Origin of the sequence: Kribbella sp. CCNWLW201 (assembly GCF_037203805.1) — a bacterium.
Taxonomy (GTDB): Bacteria; Actinomycetota; Actinomycetes; order Propionibacteriales; family Kribbellaceae; genus Kribbella.
In genome coordinates this window covers 1,356,131-1,376,898 of the sequence record NZ_JBBCBQ010000001.1, presented here as the reverse complement: position 1 = coordinate 1,376,898, position 20,768 = coordinate 1,356,131, and the positions used below count along the sequence as shown (strand labels likewise).

Here is a 20,768-nt window from a genome sequence, read left to right as displayed (position 1 = left end):
GCCCGGCCGCCGGGGGATCGCGATCATGGCGCTGCTGACGCCGATCCGGACCAGGCCGCGGATGGACCGGCGGTCGACCGTGTGGCACGTCGACTGGGTCCTGGTCCTCGGCGTGGTCGCGCTGTCGTCGATCGGCGCGATGCTGATCTGGTCCGCGACCCACAACCGGACGTCCCTCACCGACGGGAACCAGTACGCCTTCCTGCTCCGGCACGCGCTGAACTTCGCCATCGGCCTGGTGCTCGCGGTCGGCGCCGCCGTCACCGACCACCGCCGGGTCCGCATCCTCGCCCCGGTCCTGTACGCCGCCTCGATCGTCGGGCTGATCCTGGTCCTGGTACCCGGGGTCGGCGCCGTGATCAACGGCTCGCGGTCGTGGATCCAGCTGCCCTGGATGTCGATCCAGCCCAGTGAGTTCGCCAAGCTCGCGGTGATCGTCGGGATGGCGCTGCTGATCGCCGAGAAGGGCGAGACCGATCACCGCGAGACGGCCCGGACCATCGACGTCGCGCAGGCGATCGCGGTCGCCGCCGTACCGGTGGTGCTGGTGATGATGCAGCCCGACCTGGGCACGGTGATGGTGCTCGGCTCGATCGCGTTCGGGATCATCGCGGTGTCCGGCGTACCGAAGCGCTGGATGCTCGGGCTCGTCACCGCGGGCGTGGTGGTGGCGGCGCTGGCGATCAAGTTGCAGGTGCTGAAGGAGTACCAGCTGGCCCGGTTCATCGCGTTCGCGGATCCGTCCCAGGACCCGCAGGGCATCGGGTACAACGTGAACCAGGCCCGGATCGCGATCGGCAACGGCGGAGTGTTCGGCCAGGGGCTGTTCCACGGCGGCCAGACGCAGAACGCGTTCGTGCCCGAGCAACACACCGACTTCGTCTTCACGGTGGCGGGGGAGGAGCTCGGGCTGATCGGGGCAGGCGCGATCATCGTGCTGTTCGCGCTGGTGCTGCTGCGCGGATTGCGGATCGCGATCAACGCGCGGGACGCGTTCGGCCGGCTGGTGGCGACCGGGATCGTCTGCTGGTTCGCGTTCCAGGCGTTCGAGAACATCGGGATGACACTCGGGATCATGCCGGTCACCGGCCTGCCGCTGCCGTTCGTCTCCTACGGCGGCTCGTCGATGTTCGCCTGCCTGCTTGCGATCGGTCTACTCCAGAACATCCACCTCCGCTCGCACCGGTTCTGACACACGGAGCCGGTCACGCCTTCCCCGAGAAGACCTGACCGGTCAGGTACGCTGCTGCCTGCTCGGCCACCGGTGGGCCTGCGCGCCCTCAGAGGTTCTGGAAGGTTCTGGAAGCCCCATGACCAGGTTCGTGTCGTTCCCGCTCGCCCTCGTGACCGCCGTCAGCCTTTCGCTGACCGCCTGCGGTGATGACAACAAGGACTCAGCATCTGCTCCGCCCGCGAGCACACCGACACCCACCGTCACGCCAGAGACACCCGATGCGACCGGGACGCCGGCCGCCACGGTCAAGCGCACCTCGGCCGAGCTCGCCAAGGCACTGCTCGAACTCGCCGACCTGCCCGAGGGTTACCAGTTGGAGAAGGACGATCCGGCCGGCGACACCGAGAAGCCGTTCTCGTCGACGAGCAGCAAGTGCAAGACGCTGGTCAAGTTCCTGAACGCCAACGAGGCACCGGGAGCCAAGGCCACCACGCACCGCTCGTACTCGGCCGGCCAGGAAGGCACCTTCCTCGACTTCGGGATCGATGCGATGGGCAACAAGGATGAGGTCGCCTACCTGCAGCACGCCTACAAGAAGGCGGTCACCTCCTGCCCGAAGGTGACGATGAAGATCGGCGCGGGCAGCTACTCGATGGAGGTCGAGGAGATCTCCGCACCGCAGTTCGGCACCGACCCGTTCGCGTTCCGGCTCACCGTCATCTCCGGTTCGCGCCGCGGTCTGGAGTTCACCGCCGCCACCTCGGGAGTCGAGGACGTCGTCGTCTCCGTCACCCTGCTCGCCGGTCAGGACGGCGAACTCGAAGGCGCCACCGAAGCTGCGGTCGCCAAGGCCCAACAGGTCCTCAAAAAGGGCGCCTGACGGGCTATCGGCGCTCAGGCAGCGGCATGACCGTCGTACGGCGGTGATGCTCGAAGACGACCGAGCTGCGGATGTCGGCGATCTCCTGCCGTTTCGCCAGCGCGAGGACGAGGTCGCGCAACGCCTGGGTGTCCTTGACCGCGACATGGGCGAGGAAGTCCGACGCACCCGACACCATGAACATCGCCAGTGTCTCCGGTAGTTGGTTGACGTAGTCCTGGAAGGCGGTCGCGACCGCCATGGCCTGCGGGCGGAGCTTGATCGAGATGATCGCCTCGGTGGACCGATCGATCGCCTTCAGATCGACCTCGGCGTGGTACCCGCTGATCACCCCGCGGTCGCGCAGGCCGCGGATCCGCTCCAGGCACGTGGACGGCGCGATGCCGAGCTCGGCCGCCATGTCCCGGTTGGTCCGGCGCGCGTCGTTCTGCAGCATCCGCAGCAACGCCGTATCAAGTTCGTCCATGATACGTAGTTTGGCAGGTTTGCCGAACGATGTTCGGTGGCCGGAGTGACCTGCCGGGCAGCCGACTAACTTTGGCCGCGTGCTGACGAACAAGATGGTCGTGGTCATCGCGGCCGAAGCGCCGGTTGGCGTCGCCCTGAACACTGCCGCCCTGCTCGGCGTCGCCCTCGGCGACCACCACGATGACGTGGTCGGCCCGGACACCGAGGACGCGGCCGGCAACCCGCACACCGGGATGTGCGCGTACCCGATTCCGGTACTACGGTCATCGTCCGAACAACTGCACGACCTCCGCACCCAGGCGGCGGCCCGGGACGGCGTCACCGTGCACGACATGCACCAGATCGCCCAGCGCGCCCGGACCTACGAGCAGATGTCCACGACCCTGAGCGGAACCAAGCCGGACGACGTCGAGTACCTGGGCCTCGCCCTCTTCGGCCCCCGCGCCGCCGTCGATTCCCTCACGGGAGCGCTGGCCCTCTACCGCTAGATCGTCCGACCGCGCCGGGCCGGTTGGAGCTGCAGTTCGATTGCGCCGACGGGTTGGCCGCCGCCTAGTACGGGCACCTCGAGCAGTTCCGCGGCGGCTGAGACGTCCACGCCACACATGCTCAGCAGCATGAGCCCGAGAGCCGTCGTGGCCCGCGGGTTGCCGTCGATCACCTTGACCGCCACCGCGTGACCGTCAGGCGCCGCCATCGCGATCACGCCTTCCGCGCCACCCTTGGCGATGACCCCTGGGAGCAACTGCATCACCAGGGTGTTCTGGTGACCGCGACCGCCGACGTACTCGGAGTGCTGCCGCATCGCCTCTGCCACTTGGTGTTCCGGCGTACCGACCGCAGCCGTGGCCAGCCGGCCGAAGCTCGCCGCCAGCCCGCGCAGCGGAACGCCGACCAGCGGAGCGCCGCATCCGTCCACGGTGACGATCCCGGTCGTTGCCCCGGTCAACCGTTCGATCTCCGCGGTGATCGTCTTCTGGACCGGGCTTCCCGGGTCCAGGTACGACGCCGGATCATTGCCGGACGCAACCGTTGCCATGAGCATCGCGGCGTGCTTGCCCGAGCAGTTCATCAGGACCCGGGACGGCCCGATGCCCGCGGCGATCAACCGGTTCCTGGTCTCCTCGTCCTCGGGCAGATCCGGCGGGCACCCCAGCACACCTCGATCGAGCCCGGCGCTCGCGAGCATCCGGTCGACCACGGCGACATGGACGTCCTCGCCTGTGTGGCTGCCCGCCGTGATCGCGGCCTCCTCACCCGTCAGCGCCGCGCCGGCCGCGATGCACCCGACAGCCTGCAGCGGCTTCGTCGTGGACCGGGGCAACACCACCGCGTCCACGTCGCCGACCGCGACGACCGGCGTACCGGCCGGATCGACCGCGACCGCGATTCCGAAGTGGCGACTTTCGACGAACCCGCCGCGCACCACCGAAGCCAACTCGCGGACAGATTCCAGGCCCGGCACACCCTTGGTCATGCCGCGGAGAGTAGCAGCGTCCGTAGTGTGGGCCTATGCGACTCAACTATGAGGAGACCGGTCCCGCCGACGCGCCCGTGGTTCTGCTCGGGTCCTCGCTCGGGACGACACATGCGATGTGGGCGCCGCAGGTCGAGGTGCTGGCCGAGCGGTTCCGGGTGATCGCGTTCGACCACCGCGGCCACGGCGAGTCCGAGGCACCGCCCGGTCCGTACACGATCGACGACCTCGGCGGCGACGTACTCGAGCTGCTCGACACCCTCGGTGTCGACCAGGCGTCGTATGTCGGCATCTCCCTCGGCGGCGCGGTCGGCCTCTGGCTGGCCGAGAACGCGCCCGACCGGTTCCACCGGTTCGCGCTGCTCTGCCCGCCGTGCAGCCCGGCCGACGACGCCCAGATGTGGACCGACCGAGCGGCCACCGTCCGCGCCGAAGGCACCCAGGCCATCACCGACGCGACCCTGAGCCGCTGGTTCCTCCCCGACTTCCCCGACACCGAGCCCCTGCGCGAGCAACTCCTCAACACCCCCGACGAGGGTTACGCCGCCTGCTGCGAGGCCCTCGGTACGACGGACCTCCGCGCCAAACTTGCCGACATCACCGCCCCCGTCCTCCTCGTCACCACCGAACAAGACACCTCCATCCCACCCGAAACCGTCATCCCCCTGGCCTCCGCCATCCCCGGAGCCCACCTGGAAATCATCGAAAACGCCGCCCACCTAGTCACCTACTCCCACCCCGAAACCATCAACCCCCTCCTGCTGGCCCACCTCTCCTAGCTGCGGCGTCCACCTTTGAGGGTTCAAGCAATTCTTCAACGGGGGTTGGGGGATTGGGGGAAAGTTCACTGCCTGGGTGCGAAGGGTTGTGCGCGTGCGGTGATGGGTGGAAGGTGAACGGAGAGCAGTGAGTTGGGGGCACGCTGTTCGGTGGGGGAAGGCGGGCGGGACCGTCTTCGATCGAAGGGTGGGCTGGGGAATCCTTGTCGGTCCGGGATCGTGCTGATCCCGACCTGCGTGTTCGCCCCCGCTTGGAAGGGGGAGAGATGCCGAGGAAGGCCAACGGGAGAGCGGACAAGCACCGCGACGACGGTCACCGAATGCCGGGTGAGCACAGTGCGAACGGTGCACCGGCGGCGAACGAAATGCCTGGGGCGGGCAACCGCATGTCGATGAGCGGATCAGGCACCGACATGCCGGGCGGATCCGGTGCACCGGGTGCCGGGATGGGTGGTGGCGCCGGCGGCGGTGCCGGAATGAGCGGTGCCGGGCAGGCAGGCGGCGCTGGGATGAGCGGCGGCGGCCAAGCGGGCGGTGCCGGAATGAGCGGCGGAGCCGGAGCCGGTGGTGCGGGCATGAGCGGCCCAGGATCGGGCACCGACGGGCGAACGGAGACTCCGACCAGACGGCAGTGCGGCGTGATGGACGTGCACCGCCGACTGCTTTCCACCTCACCCGAGTACGCCGCCGCACGGTCGGCGATCGAGAACGCGACGACGCAGTACGTGGCCCGCCAGCAACGTTTTGCCGGTATAGCGCGGATCCCGTGTGTGGTGCACGTGGTCTGGAAGACCGCGGCACAGAACATCTCGCAGGCCCAGATCGACAGCCAGATCGACGTCCTGAACCACGACTTCCGCGCCACGAACTCCGATATCGGGATCGTCCCGCCGGCGTTCAGCGGGCTGATCGCGGACGCGCGGATCGAGTTCTACCTGGCCACCGAGGATCCGGACGGCAACGCGACCACCGGTGTCACCCGGACGCAGACGAACGTCAACGGGTTCGGCTCGGACGACAAGGTGAAGTCGTCGGCGACCGGCGGGCACGACCCGTGGCCGACCGACCGGTACCTGAACATCTGGGTCTGCCAGCTCAGCGGCGGCCTGCTCGGGTACGCGCAGTTCCCGGGCGGACCGGCCGACACCGACGGCGTGGTCATCCTGCACAGCGGGTTCGGCACCAACGGTACGGCGGCCGCACCGTTCGACCTGGGCCGGACCACGACCCACGAGATCGGGCACTACCTGAACCTGTTCCACATCTGGGGCGACGACGGCACCGGCTGCAGCGGCAGCGACGAGGTCGCCGACACCCCGAACCAGGCCGGCCCGAACTTCGGCGTACCGACGTTCCCGCACGTGACCTGCAGCAACGGGCCGAACGGCGACCTGTTCTACGACTACATGGACTACACCGACGACCGCGGCATGGTGATGTTCACCGACGACCAGGTGGCCCGGATGGAGGCCTGCCTGGACACCGTCCGACCCGGCCTGATGACTGGCGGCGGTGGTGGCGCCGGTACGCCGGAACCCGCCGGGTCCGTGGTGGCGTGGGGTGCGAACCGGCTGGACGCGTTCGTGCTCGGCACCGATCTGGCGATGTACCACAAGTGGTGGAACGGCTCGGCCTGGGGACCGTCCGTCAGCGGCTACGAATACATGGGTGGTATCTGTATGAGTGCTCCTGAAGTCGCGTCCTGGGGGCCGGACCGGCTGGACGCGTTCGTCCTCGGGACCGATCACGCGCTGTACCACAAGTGGTGGAACGGCTCGGCCTGGGGACCGTCCGTCACCGGGTACGAGTACCTGGGCGGCATCTGTATGAGTCCGCCGCGACTGGCCACCTGGGGCCCGGACCGGCTGGACGCGTTCGTCCTCGGCACCGACCGCGCGCTGTACCACAAGTGGTGGGACGGCTCGAACTGGGGACCGTCGACGACTGGGTACGAGTACCTCGGCGGGATCTGCATGAGCCCGCCCGAAGTCGTTGCCTGGGGCAGCGACCGGCTCGACGTGTTCGTGCTCGGCACCGACAACGCGGTCTACCACAAGTGGTGGGACGGCTCGAACTGGGGACCGTCGGCGACCGGCTACGAGTACCTCGGCGGGGTCTGCGCTTCTCCGCCGCGGGTCGTCGCCTGGGGTGAGAACCGCCTCGACATGTTCGTCATCGGCACCGACTCCGCGCTTTACCACAAGTGGTGGAACGGCTCGGCCTGGTCGGACTGGGAGTACATGGGCGGTGTGTGTACGACGGCTCCGACCGTCGTCTCGTGGGACACCGACCGGCTCGACGTGTTCGTGCTCGGCACGGATTCCGCGCTGTACCACAAGTGGTGGAACGGTTCCGCCTGGGGACCGTCGGTCACCGACTGGGAGTACATGGGCGGCATCTGCACCGACGAGCCGCGGGTCGTCTCGTGGGGCGCGAACCGGCTCGACGTGTTCGTCACCGGCACCGACAAGCAGCTGTACCACAAGTGGTGGGACGGCTCGGCCTGGGGACCGTCGGTCACCGGGTACGAACCGCTCGGCGGCATCATCAGCGACTTCAAGGTGACGGTTCCCGAGACACCGGCGTCGATCGAACAGGTGGTGCTGAGCTGAGCGAGCACACGCCAGGGCGGTGGACGCATTCCTTCGAGGAGGACCACGACGGGATCACCGTCTACCGCCGCGACGACTTCGCCTTCCCGCCGGCCCGAGGCCGGCGGGGGGTGGAGTTCCGCCCGGACGGCACCTGGGTGGACTGGGCGATCGGCCGCGGTGACGCGCCCGAGGCCCGGCCGGCCGGCCGGTGGGACGCCACCGGCCGGCTCACCCGCGACCCCGGCGGCGTTCAAGGTGCCGGCCGTATCGTCACGGCTGAGCCCGACCGCCTCGAGATCAAATGGCAGGGCTGAACATGACCGCTGCACCGGTTCGTTATCTCGTCGTACCGACTGCCGAAGCCGCCGACGGCGCGCACTCGGCGCGGTTCGGCGACAAGACCCTCCTCTGGGTCCCGGCCGACCAACGCCTCGGCCGGGCCTCCCGGACCGCACCCGGCCTGCTGCTCGTCACGCAGGTGGGCCGGAGTTTCCAGGACGACTTCCCCGATGTCACGCCGCTGGTCGACCACGGCCGGCACCTGGTGATCTCGTCCGCCGACAAACCCCGCCGCCGGTCGAACAACTGCTGGCGGGTCGAGCCGTTGCGCGCCGGTACGACGGTCGTCGATCTGCCGGCTCCGTCCGCGGCCCGGGTGGATCCGGCCGTCGCGGATCTCGTCGGTGAGCTGTCGCCGACGTCGTACCAGGCTGATCTGACCTGGTTCGCGAGTCTGCCGACGCGGCACTCGGTCAGTCCGTCGTTCACCACCGCGATGGACTTCGCCGCGGCCCGGATGGTTGCCCTCGGCTACGGAGTGACGCGGACGACGGTCACCGTCGGCGGCGGGAAGTCGCAGAACCTGATCGGCGATCGACCGGGGACCGGTGGCGGCGGCGTCGTACTGATCACCGCGCACCTGGACTCGGTCAACCTCGCGGGTGGACCGGCCGCGAACGCTCCCGGTGCGGATGACAACGGAAGCGGCTCGGCCGGGGTGCTCGAGTTGGGACGGCTGCTGTCGACCCGGTCGTGGCGGCACGACGTACGGCTGATCCTGTTCGGTGGCGAGGAGCAGGGGTTGTTCGGCAGCAAGCAGTACGTCGCCGCACTGCCGCAGGCCGAGCGGTCGCGGATCCGCGCCGTACTGAACATGGACATGATCGCGAGCAAGAACAGCGCCGTACCGACAGTGTTGCTGGAAGGTGCGGCCGTGTCGTCGAGTCAGATGGACGACCTGGCGACGGCGGCCGCGACGTATACCGGGCTGAAGGTGGAGACATCGCTGAACCCGTTCGCGAGCGACCATGTGCCTTTCATCAACGCCGGGATCCCTGCCGTGCTGACGATCGAAGGGGCGGACAGTGCGAACGGGCACATCCACACCGCGACCGACACGCTGAACATCCTCGACTGGGCGCTGGCGGCCGAGATCCTGCGGATGAACGTGGCCGCGCTGGCCGGCTGGCTCGAACCGATCGCCGCGGTGACCCGGCCCAGACTGGCCGGCTCGGTGGTGGCGTGGGGTCCTGGCCGGCTCGACGTCTTCGCGGTCGGGGTCGACTCGGCGATGCACCACAAGGCATTCGACGGCACGTGGAACGACTTCGAGTCGCTCGGAGGTGTTGTCCTAAGCTGACCGGGTGTGGAGCGGATGCCTGAACGCGCGTGACATCGGCGGACTTCCGACCCGGTACGGCGTACCGACACGCAGCGGGACCGTGCTCCGGACGGACTCACCGGACAACCTGGACGACGAAGGGCAGGCCGCCTTCGTCGCCGCCGGACCCGGGTTGGTGCTCGACCTGCGCTCCGACTGGGAGATCAAGCAACCACATCTGCTCGACGGCTCGGCGTCGTACCAGCGGATCCCGTGGATCGACCCGGCCGCCGAGGTGCACCGTGATGCCGCGGCCGAGCCGCTGCTGGCGGACATCTATCGGGGCAGTCTCGACCGGAACAAGAGCCAGATCGCCAAGGCGTTTCGTGCGTTGATCGCGGCGCCGGCCGATGCGCCGGTCGTGGTGCACTGCAAGTCCGGCAAGGATCGGACCGGGCTGCTGATCGCGTTGTGGCTCGACCTGGTCGGGGTACCTCGCGAGGTGATCGCCGCCGACTACGCGGTGAGTGAGGAGCGGCTTGGCATCCTCGCGCAGCTCGCTGAGATGCCTGCGAACAAGCGGCCGAGAGCGGAGATCCTCTCGCGGACGATGCCGTCGACGATCCTCGAGTCGCTCGATCACGTGGACCGGCGCTACGGCGGTGTGCGGGCGTATCTGGCCGCGTGCGGGCTGAGTGAGGCCGACGTACATCGGCTTGCGGCGCGGTTGGTGCCGGTCGGGGTGCGGGCGGTGGTGTTCGACTTCGACGGGCTGTTGATGGACACCGAGACGACGATGGTGGAGAGCTGGCGGTCCGAGTGGGCGCACCACGGGCTCGAGCTGGATCTCGACGACTTCTGGCCCGGGCACGGCGGTGACATCACCGAGGCGCGGTACGAGCCGCTCGGCGCGGCGGTCGGGGCCGGCTTCGACCGGGCGGCGAGTCACGCGCGCCGGACCGCTCACCGCGACCGGTTGCACGAAGAGCTGGACTTTCGGCCGGGGATCCGGGAGTGGATCTCGGCGGCGCGGGAGCTGGGGCTGACGGTGGCGATCGCGAGCAGTTCACCGCGACCGTGGGTGCGCGGTCATCTGGAGCGGGTGGATGCGATCGAGCTGTTCGATGAGATCGTCACCGGCGACGAGGTCGCGACGCACAAGCCCGATCCGGCGATCTACGAGTTGGCTCTGCGACGGATCGACGTACCAGGTGCGGAAGCGATCGCGGTCGAGGACACCGCGCATGGGGTGGCGGCGGCACAGGCGGCGGGGATGTTCGCGGTCGCGATCCCGAATCCCTATGTCGACGAGGCGCACGTGGCTGCCGCTGACCTGGTTCTGGGCAGTGCTGACCAGGTCCTGCTCAGCGACCTGCTTCTTTCGGCGTCGACGGGTGTAACTGACTGACCTATTCTGATTGCTCTCTGTAAATTTCCCACCGCCCCAGAGAGGAATCAGATGAAGAAGCTTCTTGGTGCCGCGCTGACCACCGCTGCTGTCGCCGCCGGCCTGGCCGTGGGCGCCCCGGCGCACGCTGCTCCGGCCGGGATCCAGGCCTGCGACCTGACGACGGCGAACAGCGTCGGCTACAGCGCACTGATGCTGTACGTCGGCGTCGGTCTCGAAGGCTGCTCGAACAGCGTCACCGAGGTTCGCGTCGAGCTGCAGAAGGGCGCGAGCGCCTCCGGTCCGTTCACTACGGTCGCCGAGACGTACGCCTACTCCGGTGGCGGCGCGTGGTTCGACGAGGGCACTGGCTGCGGTTATTACATCGGCGTTGCCCACTGGCAGGACCAGACCGAGACGACTCCCAGCCCGGCGTACTACTGCAACTGATTGCCCCGGCCCGCGGCGCGCGGACGACAGCCTGGTCGGCCCGTGCCGCGGGATAGGGTGAGCGGCGGATGCCGGGCTGGTTGGGGAGGCCTCGCGGCCTCCGAACCGTGGGTTCGGATGGCCGCCGAGAACGGTCACCTGGTCGCCAAACGCTTCTTCCGCAAGGGTTCCGCCCTGAACCTGGACGGCACCAACCCACTCTGACCTCAGCCGACCATTTCAGGGGATAACCCCTGAAATGCTCCCTTCTCACGTCGTATTTCGACGGGAGAACCGGCAACGTGAGGGGTTATCCCCTCAAATTGCCGGGGGCGGGGCGAGGGGTTAGACCACGGACAGCGGAAGCAGCTTCTTGCCGGTGGGGCCGATTTGGATTTCGGTGCCCATCTGGGGGCAGACGCCGCAGTCGAAGCAGGGGGTCCAGCGGCAGTCCTCGACCTCGATCGCGCCGTCCTCCTCGAGCGAGTCCTGCCAGTCCTCCCACAGCCAGTCGCGGTCCAGGCCGGAGTCGAGGTGGTCCCACGGCAGGACTTCGGCGTACTCGCGCTCGCGGGTCGTGTACCAGGCCAGGTCGACCGGCTCGTCGGCCAGCGCCTTCTCGGTCGCCTCGACCCAGCGCTCGTAGGAGAAGTGCTCGCTCCAGCCGTCGAACCGGCCGCCGTCACGCCAGACCTGCTCGATCACCCGGCCGACCCGGCGGTCGCCGCGGGACAGCAGGCCCTCGATGATGCCGGGCTTGCCGTCGTGGTAGCGGAACCCGATCGCCTTCGCGTACTTCCGGTCCGAGCGGATCGCGGCACCGAGCTTGGCCAGCCGGGCGTCGGTCTCCTCGACGCCGAGCTGCGACGCCCACTGGAACGGCGTGTGCGGCTTCGGCACGAAACCGCCGATCGACACGGTGCAACGGATGTCGTTGCGGCCGGACACCTCGCGGCCGGTGGCGATCACTCGCTTGGCCAGGTCGGCGATCGCGAGCACGTCCTCGTCGGTCTCGGTCGGCAGGCCGCACATGAAGTACAGCTTCACCTGCCGCCAGCCGTGGCTGTACGCCGCCGCGACGGTGCGGATCAGGTCTTCCTCGCTGACCATCTTGTTGATCACCTTGCGCATCCGGTCCGACCCGCCCTCCGGGGCGAAGGTCAGGCCGCTACGCCGGCCGTTGCGGGAGAACTCGTTGGCCAGCGTGATGTTGAACGCGTCGACCCTTGTCGAAGGCAACGACAGTGAGACGTTGCTGCCCTCGTACCGGTCGCCCAGGCCCTTGGCCACGTCGGCGATCTCGCTGTGGTCGGCCGAGGACAGGCTGAGCAGCCCGACCTCCTCGAACCCGGACTGCTTCAGCCCGTTCTCGACCATGTCGCCGATCGTGGTGATGCTGCGCTCGCGCACCGGCCGGGTGATCATGCCGGCCTGGCAGAACCGGCAGCCGCGGGTGCAGCCGCGGAAGATCTCCACCGAGTACCGCTCGTGCACGGTCTCGGCCAGCGGGACCAGCGGCTTCTTCGGGTACGGCCAGGCGTCGAGGTCCATCACCGTGTGCTTGGCCGTCCGCCACGGTACGCCGGGACGGTTCGGAGCGACTCGCTTGATCCGGCCGTCGGTCAGGTACTCGACGGTGAAGAACTTCGGGATGTAGACGCCGCCCGACGCGGCCAGCCGCATCAGCACCTCGTCGCGCCCACCCGGGGAGCCCTCGTCCTTCCACTCCCGGATCACGTCCGAGATGGCCAGCACGATCTCCTCGCCGTCACCGAGGACGGCGGCGTCGATGAAGTCGGCGATCGGCTCCGGGTTGAACGCGGCATGCCCGCCGGCCAGCACGATCGGGTCCTCGTCGGTCCGGTCGACGGCGTACAGCGGGATGCCGGCCAGGTCGAGCGCGGTCAGCATGTTGGTGTAGCCGAGCTCGGTCGAGAACGACAGCCCGAACACATCGAACGCGCGCACCGGCCGGTGGCTGTCCAGGGTGAACTGCGGGATGCCGTTGTCCCGCATCACCTTCTCCATGTCCGGCCAGACCGAGTAGGTCCGCTCGGCCAGCAGGTGGTCGCGCTCGTTCAGCACCTCGTACAGGATCTGGACACCCTGGTTCGGCAGTCCGACCTCGTACGCGTCCGGGTACATCAGCGCCCACCGGACACTCGCCGCGTCCCAGTCCTTACTGACCGAGTTCAGCTCGCCTCCGACGTACTGGATCGGCTTCTGCACCCCCGGCAGCAACGCCTCGAGGCGCGGGAACAACGATTCGACAGTCATCGGGCACTTCCGGTCGGGATCAGAGCGCCTACCAGACTAACGCTCGCCCCCCGATATCCCCGCATCGCTGCGCCCGAGCCGAAATGGCTGGGGTGGGTCCGGACATTCGGACAGTGAAGCTTCGACTACGAAGGGGATGTCTGTGCGGAAGAGACGATGGGTGCCGATGCTGCTGGGGGCGACGCTGTGCGCTCTGGGTCTGCCAACGATCGGCCAGGCTGCGCTGCCGGCCGAGCCGAGGGATCGTGTCGTCACGTTGATCACTGGTGATCGGGTGATTCTGCGCGGTGAGCAGGTTTCGATTGCGAAGGGTGCCGGTCGGGAGCGGGTGACGTTCGAGAGTCGCCGTACCGGCAAGGAGTGGACGGTGATCCCGTCTGATGTCCGGGAGGCCGTCCGGACCGGGCAGTTGGACAAGCGGCTGTTCGACGTCGACCTGCTGTTCCGCGACGGGTACGACGATGCCGCCCGTGGGGATATTCCGCTGCTCGTCACCGGTGAAGTCCCGCGGGTGAAGACGGTCCGCACGTTGAAGTCGGCGGCCGCGCTGGCTGTGCCGAAGCGGGACGCCGCCGCGTTCCTCACCCAGGCCCGGCAGCGGAAGGCCGGCGGCAAGATCTGGCTCGATCGGAAGCTGCGTACGTCGCTCGACCACAGCGTCCCGCAGATCGGTGCACCCGCGGCGTGGCAGGCGGGATACACCGGCAAGGGCGTCACGGTCGCGGTCCTGGACAGCGGCATCGACACCGCTCATCCGGACCTGGCCGGCCAGGTGGCCGCCGCCAAGAACTTCACCGCGAGCCCGGCGGCCGACGTCGCGGGCCACGGCACCCACGTCGCCTCCACGATCGCGGGTAAACGCGGTGTGGCCCCCGACGCGAAGCTCCTGGACGGGAAGGTGTGCGACGACTCCGGCGACTGCTCGGAGTCCGCCGTACTGGCCGGCATCGAATGGGCCGTCGCCCAGCACGCTCCGGTGGTCAACCTCAGCCTCGGCAGCCCGGGCGGCGACGAGACCGATCCGCTGGAGGAAGCGATCGACCGGCTGACTCGGACCACCGGAACACTGTTCGTCGTTGCCGCAGGCAACCGTGGTGGTCCCGAGTCCGTCGAGTCACCCGGTACCGCCGAGGCCGCGCTGACGGTCGGCGCGGTCGACCGGGACGAAGCGCTCGCGGACTTCTCCGGCCAGGGGCCGGCGGCCGGCGGAGCAGTCAAGCCCGACATCACCGCCCCGGGTGTCGGAATCGTGGCGGCACGCGCTGCGAACGCCGTACTGGGGGAGCCGGTCGGCGACCACTACAGCCGGATGTCAGGCACGTCGATGGCGACACCGCACGTCGCGGGTGCGGCCGCGCTGCTCGTCCAGCAGCACTCCGGCTGGAAGGCAGCCGAGCTGAAGGGCGCCCTGATGGCGGCTGCCAAGCCGAACGACGCACTGACGCCGTACCAGCAGGGTGCGGGCCGGGTCGACCTGACCCGCGCTGTCACGCAGTCCGTGGTCGCCGCCACCGGCAGCATCTCGTTCGGTACGGCGCTGTGGCCGCACGCTGACGACAAGCCCGTCAGCAAGACACTGACCTACCGCAATCTCGGCAGTACTCCGGCCACCCTCGATCTGAACGCCGAGCTCGCTCTTGGCGGCCAGGCGGCTCCGACCGGCGCGCTGCGGCTCAGCGCTCAACGGATCACCGTCCCGGCCGGTGGTGAGGCGTCGGTCCAGGTCATCTCCGACACCACGCATCCAGGCGCCGATGGCGTCTACAGCGGCCGGATCACCGCGACTGGGGGAGCGCAGCGAGTCGTCGTACCGCTGGTGGTCGACAAGGAGGTCGAGAGCTACGACGTCGCCCTGCGCGTGCTCGGTGCCGATGGCGCGCCCGTCCCGGCGTCCCGCGGCTACGTCTCCTTCTGGAACGTGCGGACCGGCGACACCGAGGACGCCACCGGCAAGACGACCGTCCGCGTGCCGCGCGGCACCTACATTCTCGAGGCCACGATCTTCGGTCCCAGGGGACAGCTGTACCGGTTGGTCGAGCCCGGTTTCGACGTACGGCGTGCCACGAGTGTGACCGTGGATGCCCGCCGGGCGAAACCGGTCAGCATCACGGTGCCACGCAAGGACGCCAGCGGTTTCGTGGCCTTCGTCGGCTATCAGTACAAGGGTGGCGACCAGGATCTGCTCACCTGGCAGCTGCGCCCGGAGATCAAGGACCTATACGTCGGCCGGATCGGCTCTCGCCAGGTGGCCGAGTTCACCGCCTTCCAGGTCTCCTATCTGGGCAAGGTCGCCGCCAACGGTTCGCTGGAGGGGAGTCCGTACCTGTACGGCCTGGTCAACACGCACCGCGGCCAGTTCTTCGACGGTCTCCGCCGCCGCGTCTACTCCGATCGCCACTTGGCCGAGGTCGTTGCGCAGTACAACGGCCCGGCCGGTACGACGACCTCGTGGCGGCTGGGCACTCCCGGGTTCAAGGTGATGCCGATCGGTGCCGAGGTCGAGCTCCCCAGCCGGCTGAACCACTACCTCGAACCCCGGGTCGACTGGGAACAGGCTTTCAGCTCCGAGACCCGCCCGCCACGCCAGTTCACCGCCGGCACCACCACCCACCAAACCTGGAACTACACGCCTTAGCCTCAGTCCGTGGAGCGCCAGCCGCAGCCGCTGGTGCAGGCCGGCCGAACTGCCCGCAGCCAGGGATCCTGTCCGTCGGCGGACCTCCAGCACTCACCAACCACAGGCAACCCCCGCGGCTCACGCTCAGCCTCGAGCTCAGACCGGCGATCAGCAAGGGTTGGTGAGTGGCGCAGGTCCGGGAACGGCAACCCCGGCCCACGGATTCAGGTGCCCGCGGTGGGAGCGGCGGACGAAGGTGTCGTACTGGTTCAGCCGGCTGGGAGTTCCCGGCGTACCGCCCATCTGGGTGTACGCCGCCAGCTCGCTAGTGGTGGGGGCGGAGGGCGCGGTTGGCGGCTGGTTCGGCTATTTGGGCGCGGAAGGGGTGGGCGGGGTAGACGCCGAGGAGGCGGACCTCGACGGAGAAGAAGGCGAGTTCCTCGAGGGCCAGGGCGACGTTCGGCTCGTCGGGGTGGCCTTCGATGTCGGCGTAGAACTGGGTGGCGAAGAACATGCCGCCGAGCTGGTACGACTCCAGCTTGGTCATGTTGACGTTGTTGGTGGCGAAACCGCCGAGCGCCTTGTACAGCGCGGCCGACACGTTGCGGACCCGGTACACGAAGCTGGTGATGACGGGGCCGGAGCCGACCGGCGGCACCTCGGGTTCGCGGGACAGCACCAGGAAGCGGGTGGTGTTGTGGTGCTCGTCCTCGACGTCGCTGGCCAGCGTCTCCAGCCCGTACAGGTCGGCCGCGGCCCGGGGGGACAGCGAGGCGACGGTCGGGTCGGCGAGCTCGGCGACCTCGCGGGCGGAGCCGGCCGTGTCGTCGGCGACGACGGTCGACCACCCGTGCTCGCGGATGATCTTGCGGCACTGCCCGAGGGCGTGCACGTGGCTGCGGACGGTCCGGATCTGGTCGATCGACGTACCGGGGACGGCCAGCAGCTGGAAGTGGATCGGCAGGAAGTACTCGCCGACGATGTGCAGACCGGACTCCGGCAGCAGGTGGTGGATGTCCGCCACCCGGCCCGCGATCGAGTTGTCCACCGGGATCATCGCCAGCCCGGCCCGGCCGCTGCTGACCGCCTCGAGCGCGTCCTCGAACGTCGTACAGGGCAGCTGCTCGCGGTCCGGGTACATGTCGGTGCATGCCATCGCCGAGTTGGCGCCTGGCTCACCCTGGTAAGCGATCGATCCGTCCACGATCTCCCAGGGTAGACCCCACGTGTCTCGCCAACTGGATCAGGTGTCCGACTTGCGGACCTTCTTCGGTGCGCCGGTGACCGCGCGGCCCTCGAGTGCCTTGGCCTTGGTGGCGTACATGTCGATGTACTCCTGGCCGGACAGTTCCATGATCTTGTACATGATCTCGTCGGTGACGGCGCGCAGGATCAGCCGGTCGCCCTCCATCCCCTCGTACCGGGAGAAGTCCAGCGGCTCGCCGAACTTGACCGTGGGCGGGGCGACCGAGGCGACGATCTTGCCGGGCGGCGCGACCTTGTCGGTGCCGATCACGCCGCACGGGATGACCGGGACCTTGGCCTCCAGCGCGAGCCGGGCGACACCGGTGCGGCCCTTGTACAGCCGGCCGTCGTGCGAGCGGGTGCCCTCGGGGTAGATGCCGAACAGCTCGCCGCGCTCCAGCACCTTCATCCCGGCCCGCATCGCGCCCTCGGACGCCGATCCGCCGGACCGGTCGATCGGCACCTGGCCGGTGCCCTTGAAGAAGCCGCGCTGGAACCGGCCCTTGATCCCGGCACCGGTGAAGTAGTCGGACTTCGCCACGAAGGTGACCCGCCGGCGCAGCACCAGCGGCATGAAGATCCAGTCGGCGTAGGACAGGTGGTTGCTGGCGATGATCGCCGGGCCTTCGGCGGGGATGTTCTCGGCACCGATCACGTTCGGCCGGAAGATGCGCTTGACCGGGGGACCGATCAGCACGTTCTTCAGCACCCAGTAGATACCCTTGCCGTCGCCGTCTCCAGCGTCATCAGCCGGTCGTCCCCGGTCCGGCTCGGGCCGCGGCGCCTGCGCCGGTTCCGTCATCGATATCCTTTCCTCACAGTTCCCCGACCCCTCATGATGCCGCACGACGGCCCCGATTGGCGCGCATGTCGCCACGCGTGAACTCCTGACACGGGCCGACGTACCTTCGTAAGCTGCTCACGCCAGTGTCGCCCGACTGGGGAGGTCTTGTGCGGACAAGAGGACTGACGGCAGTGCTGGGGGTGGTCGCGGCGGTGTTCGCCGGCCTGCCGGTCGCAGCCGGAGCCAGTACGACGGAAGTCGTGGCAGCGACGCAAGCAAGGGTGGTCCCGATCCAGGTCACCGGGCCGGCCGAGTCGCGGTTCAACCTGGTCGTGATGGGCGACGGGTACACCGCGGCCGAGCTGCCGAAGTTCCGCGAGCAGGTCGACAAGCACCTGAACGTGCTCTGGAGCATCGAGCCGTTCAAGTCGTACCGGAACTACCTGAACGTCTACGCGGTCGAGATCCCGTCGCCCGAGAGCGGCGTCGACTGTGACCCGAACCTCACCTCGCCCAAGGTCGACACCCCACTCCAGATGGGGTTCTGGGGCGGCTGCAACCCGAACAGCGTCCAGCGTCTGCTCACGGTCAGCTCGACCGCGGCCATCCAGTACGCCGACCTCGTCGCCGGCACCACCGCCGCCAACCGCCAGATTCTTGCTATCGGCAACAGCGATACGTACGGCGGCGCCGGCGGGACGTACGCGACCGCCTCCGGTGGCAACGCGCTGTCCGCCCTGATCACCCCGCACGAGCTCGGCCACTCGCTCGGCGGCCTGCAGGACGAGTACGACTACTACGCCCGCGGCGACCGGGGCGCGCCGTACCAGGGAGCTGAACCCTCCTCGATCCACCACACCTTGCTGACCGAGCAGCAAATGCGGGATCAGCAGAAGAAGTGGTACCGCTGGCTCGGCGAGCCGTCCGAGTCCGGCGGCACCATCGCCCGCTACGAGGGCGGCATGTACGCCGGATCAGGCGTCTGGCGACCGAGCCGGCACTCGATGATAAAGACGCTCGGCTACTACTTCGACCAGGTGTCGCGGGAGCGGATGACTCAGCGGATCTCGTCCCGGGTCAACCTGCTCCAGGGCAGTACGCCGACCGGACAGGTGGCCGCCGACCAGGTCGTCTGGCTGCAGACCTTGCACCCGGTCAGCCACGAACTCGAGGTCACTTGGACCTTGGATGGTACGACGCTGCCGACCGCGAACCGCCGTGCCGTCGATCTCTCGCTCCTCGACCTCTCACCCGGTCTGCACACCCTCACCGCCAAGATCGTCGACCCGACTGGGTTCATCCGCGATCCCGCCGTACGTCCGACCGCTTCTCGCTCGTGGACCGTCAACACCGAGCTCACGGCCGAGCCGTCGTCGGAGCCGGTCGAGTTCACCGGATCGACGTCGACCGAGCATCCGGTGAGCGCCGACGAGGTGGTCTACGCCGAGACGACCCAGTCCGACACGTCGCAGCCGGCGATCGAGTGGCGGTTGGACGGCCAGCCGGTCGCGAACCCGGGCAACGACCGGGACCTCGACCTCGAGCCGCTCAAGCTGACCGGGCGGCACACGCTGACCGCGACCGTGGGCGGCGAGACGCTGACCTGGTCGGTCGACGGGGTCGAGCCGGTGGTGGAGTCGACCCTGTCGAAGCCGCTGCTGAAGGTGAACAAGCCGACCGGACCGGAGTACATCTACAACGACGCCTTCACCATGGGCCTCGCGGCGACGGACGACAGCGAGGGGTACGTCGTTCCGGAGTTCAGGGTCAACGGGGACGGTTGGTACAACTACTACGGCTGGCCGACGGACGCGTCCGCGCCGTTCCGGTTCACCGCCGAGGGGACCGAGATCGACCAGCTCGTCTACGGGAAGCTCGGGGTGCCGCGGGTGGTGCCGTGGGACGACGTACCGTCCGGGTATGGGCGGCATCTGGTCGAATACCGGGCTATCGATGCCACCGGCAACATCGGGACCCCGCGCCGCTTCGCGGTCACCTTGTTACGTCCGGCCCCTGCTTGTACGACGACCGTGACCGGGGTGCGGAACGGCCCGCTGTACGTGCGGTCCGGGGTGACCTGCCTGGTCGGTGCGACCAACAACGGCCCGGTCCTGGTCGGCGCCGGCGCGTCGCTCGTTGCCACCGACAGCCGCGTCGTGGGTCCGCTCCGGGCGGATCGTGCGGCCGACCTGCACCTGCTCCGGAGCCGGGTCGAGGGCCCGGTGAGCGTCGACGGCGCGACCCGGAGCGTGGTCGCGGTCGGCAGCTCGGTCGAGGGGCCGGTGTCCGTGACCAGATCGGGTACGACGGAGGCCGCCGTGCTGGCCGGGAACACGGTCGGCGGGCCACTGAGCTGCTCGGGCAACGCGCCCGCGCCGGTCAACCTGCAGGCGCCGAACCAGGTGTCCGGACCACGCTCCGGCCAGTGCGTGGGGTTGTGAGCCCCACTGACATGGATCTGAGTTTCGGTGACATGTCCGGGCAGGTTTCGGTGCTCTAGTTTTTCCGGTGCGGGACGGTCCCGTCGTACTGGAGGGGTGAGATGAACGGACTGCGAGTGGCGTCGTTGCTGGCGGCCACGATGGTGACGGGATTGATGGCGGGGATCTACGGGATCTACTCGAACGCCTTCATGCCCGGCCTGGCGAAGACGGACGACAAGACCTTCGTGGGCGCGTTCCAGGCGGTCGACCGGGCCATCCTGAACCCGGTGTTCCTGCTGCTCGGGTTCCTCGGCGCGGCGGTGTTCACGGTGCTCGCCGGTCTGCTCAGCCTGAAGGAGGACGCGCTGCCGTGGATCGCGGCGGCGTTCGTGCTCTACCTGATCACGATGATCATCACGATCGCGGTGAACGTCCCGATGAACGACGCGCTCAAGGCCGCCGGCGACCCCAACACGATCGACGTCACCGCCGCCCGAGCCGCCTTCAACGAGAGCAAGTGGCAGGCCTACAACCTGGTCCGCGTCATCCTCAGCACCCTCGCCTTCGCCCTCCTCGCCTGGTCCCTCTACCTGACCGGCAAATCAGCCGCCCAGCCCTGACCCCAACCACGCCG

At 68.7% G+C, this 20,768-nt stretch carries 17 protein-coding genes; 12 read left to right on the top strand and 5 right to left on the bottom strand.

Translation table 11 applies throughout. From position 1 onward, the window contains the following. Nucleotides 1–25 precede the first annotated feature (25 nt). A complete protein-coding gene (rodA, locus tag V9K99_RS06670) occupies nt 26–1,192 on the top strand; it encodes a rod shape-determining protein RodA (RefSeq protein WP_337323280.1) in 1,167 nt (388 codons plus the stop codon). A 118-nt stretch (nt 1,193–1,310) separates the two neighbouring features. Continuing rightward, nucleotides 1,311–2,054 carry a hypothetical protein gene (locus tag V9K99_RS06665; protein WP_337323281.1) on the top strand — a complete coding sequence of 248 codons (744 nt, stop codon included), beginning with the start codon at nt 1,311–1,313 and terminating at the stop codon, nt 2,052–2,054. A gap of 4 nt (nt 2,055–2,058) precedes the next feature. Here the strand turns inward: V9K99_RS06665 and V9K99_RS06660 are convergent, their stop codons facing one another. After that, the gene (locus V9K99_RS06660) at nt 2,059–2,520 is read right to left on the bottom strand and encodes an Lrp/AsnC family transcriptional regulator (RefSeq protein ID WP_337323282.1); all 462 of its coding nucleotides are present in this window, start codon (nt 2,518–2,520) and stop codon (nt 2,059–2,061) included. Nucleotides 2,521–2,599: 79 nt separating this feature from the next. Here V9K99_RS06660 and V9K99_RS06655 point away from each other — a divergent pair, with 79 nt between their 5' ends. Next, nucleotides 2,600–3,010 (top strand): DUF2000 domain-containing protein, encoded by a 411-nt coding sequence (locus V9K99_RS06655; protein ID WP_337323283.1) that lies wholly within the window; start codon nt 2,600–2,602, stop codon nt 3,008–3,010. On the opposite strand, the gene V9K99_RS06650 is transcribed toward V9K99_RS06655, so the two are convergent. Further along, complete coding sequence (locus V9K99_RS06650) at nt 3,007–3,999, bottom strand: asparaginase (protein WP_337323284.1); 993 nt, start codon at nt 3,997–3,999, stop codon at nt 3,007–3,009. The genes V9K99_RS06655 and V9K99_RS06650 overlap by 4 nt on opposite strands. Before the next feature lie 35 nt (nt 4,000–4,034). On the opposite strand from V9K99_RS06650, the gene pcaD reads away from it, so the two are divergent. From pcaD to V9K99_RS06620, 6 genes are all read left to right on the top strand, one after another. Continuing rightward, nucleotides 4,035–4,778 (top strand): 3-oxoadipate enol-lactonase, encoded by a 744-nt coding sequence (gene pcaD / locus V9K99_RS06645; protein ID WP_337323285.1) that lies wholly within the window; start codon nt 4,035–4,037, stop codon nt 4,776–4,778. A gap of 266 nt (nt 4,779–5,044) precedes the next feature. Next, nucleotides 5,045–7,390: a M43 family zinc metalloprotease gene (locus V9K99_RS06640; protein WP_337323286.1), complete on the top strand. Its 2,346-nt coding sequence runs from the start codon at nt 5,045–5,047 to the stop codon at nt 7,388–7,390. Nucleotides 7,391–7,500: 110 nt separating this feature from the next. Then, nucleotides 7,501–7,686: a hypothetical protein gene (locus V9K99_RS06635; RefSeq protein ID WP_337323287.1), complete on the top strand. Its 186-nt coding sequence runs from the start codon at nt 7,501–7,503 to the stop codon at nt 7,684–7,686. A 2-nt stretch (nt 7,687–7,688) separates the two neighbouring features. Then, nucleotides 7,689–9,011: a M28 family metallopeptidase gene (locus V9K99_RS06630; protein ID WP_337323288.1), complete on the top strand. Its 1,323-nt coding sequence runs from the start codon at nt 7,689–7,691 to the stop codon at nt 9,009–9,011. 4 nt (nt 9,012–9,015) lie between these two features. Next, a complete protein-coding gene (locus V9K99_RS06625) occupies nt 9,016–10,380 on the top strand; it encodes an HAD-IA family hydrolase (protein WP_337323289.1) in 1,365 nt (454 codons plus the stop codon). 51 nt (nt 10,381–10,431) lie between these two features. Further along, nucleotides 10,432–10,809, top strand: a complete 378-nt coding sequence (locus V9K99_RS06620; protein WP_337323290.1) for a hypothetical protein — start codon at nt 10,432–10,434, stop codon at nt 10,807–10,809. A 324-nt stretch (nt 10,810–11,133) separates the two neighbouring features. Here V9K99_RS06620 and V9K99_RS06615 read toward each other — a convergent pair whose 3' ends face one another. Continuing rightward, entirely contained in the window at nt 11,134–13,065 is a 1,932-nt protein-coding gene (locus V9K99_RS06615) for a TIGR03960 family B12-binding radical SAM protein (protein ID WP_337323291.1), read from the bottom strand. Between the two features lie 142 nt (nt 13,066–13,207). Here V9K99_RS06615 and V9K99_RS06610 point away from each other — a divergent pair, with 142 nt between their 5' ends. After that, on the top strand, nt 13,208–15,700 hold the full coding sequence (locus V9K99_RS06610) for a S8 family peptidase (RefSeq protein WP_337323292.1): 2,493 nt from the start codon (nt 13,208–13,210) through the stop codon (nt 15,698–15,700). 307 nt (nt 15,701–16,007) lie between these two features. Here the strand turns inward: V9K99_RS06610 and V9K99_RS06605 are convergent, their stop codons facing one another. Together V9K99_RS06605 and V9K99_RS06600 are read right to left on the bottom strand one after the other, a co-directional pair. Next, complete coding sequence (locus tag V9K99_RS06605; protein ID WP_337323293.1) at nt 16,008–16,886, bottom strand: prephenate dehydratase; 879 nt, start codon at nt 16,884–16,886, stop codon at nt 16,008–16,010. A 39-nt stretch (nt 16,887–16,925) separates the two neighbouring features. After that, on the bottom strand, nt 16,926–17,729 hold the full coding sequence (locus V9K99_RS06600) for a lysophospholipid acyltransferase family protein (RefSeq protein ID WP_337323294.1): 804 nt from the start codon (nt 17,727–17,729) through the stop codon (nt 16,926–16,928). A 149-nt stretch (nt 17,730–17,878) separates the two neighbouring features. On the opposite strand from V9K99_RS06600, the gene V9K99_RS06595 reads away from it, so the two are divergent. Both V9K99_RS06595 and V9K99_RS06590 read left to right on the top strand, forming a co-directional pair. Continuing rightward, a complete protein-coding gene (locus V9K99_RS06595) occupies nt 17,879–20,152 on the top strand; it encodes a M64 family metallopeptidase (RefSeq protein ID WP_337323295.1) in 2,274 nt (757 codons plus the stop codon). A 101-nt stretch (nt 20,153–20,253) separates the two neighbouring features. Then, nucleotides 20,254–20,754: an anthrone oxygenase family protein gene (locus V9K99_RS06590; RefSeq protein ID WP_337323296.1), complete on the top strand. Its 501-nt coding sequence runs from the start codon at nt 20,254–20,256 to the stop codon at nt 20,752–20,754. The last annotated feature ends 14 nt before the right edge of the window (nt 20,755–20,768 follow it).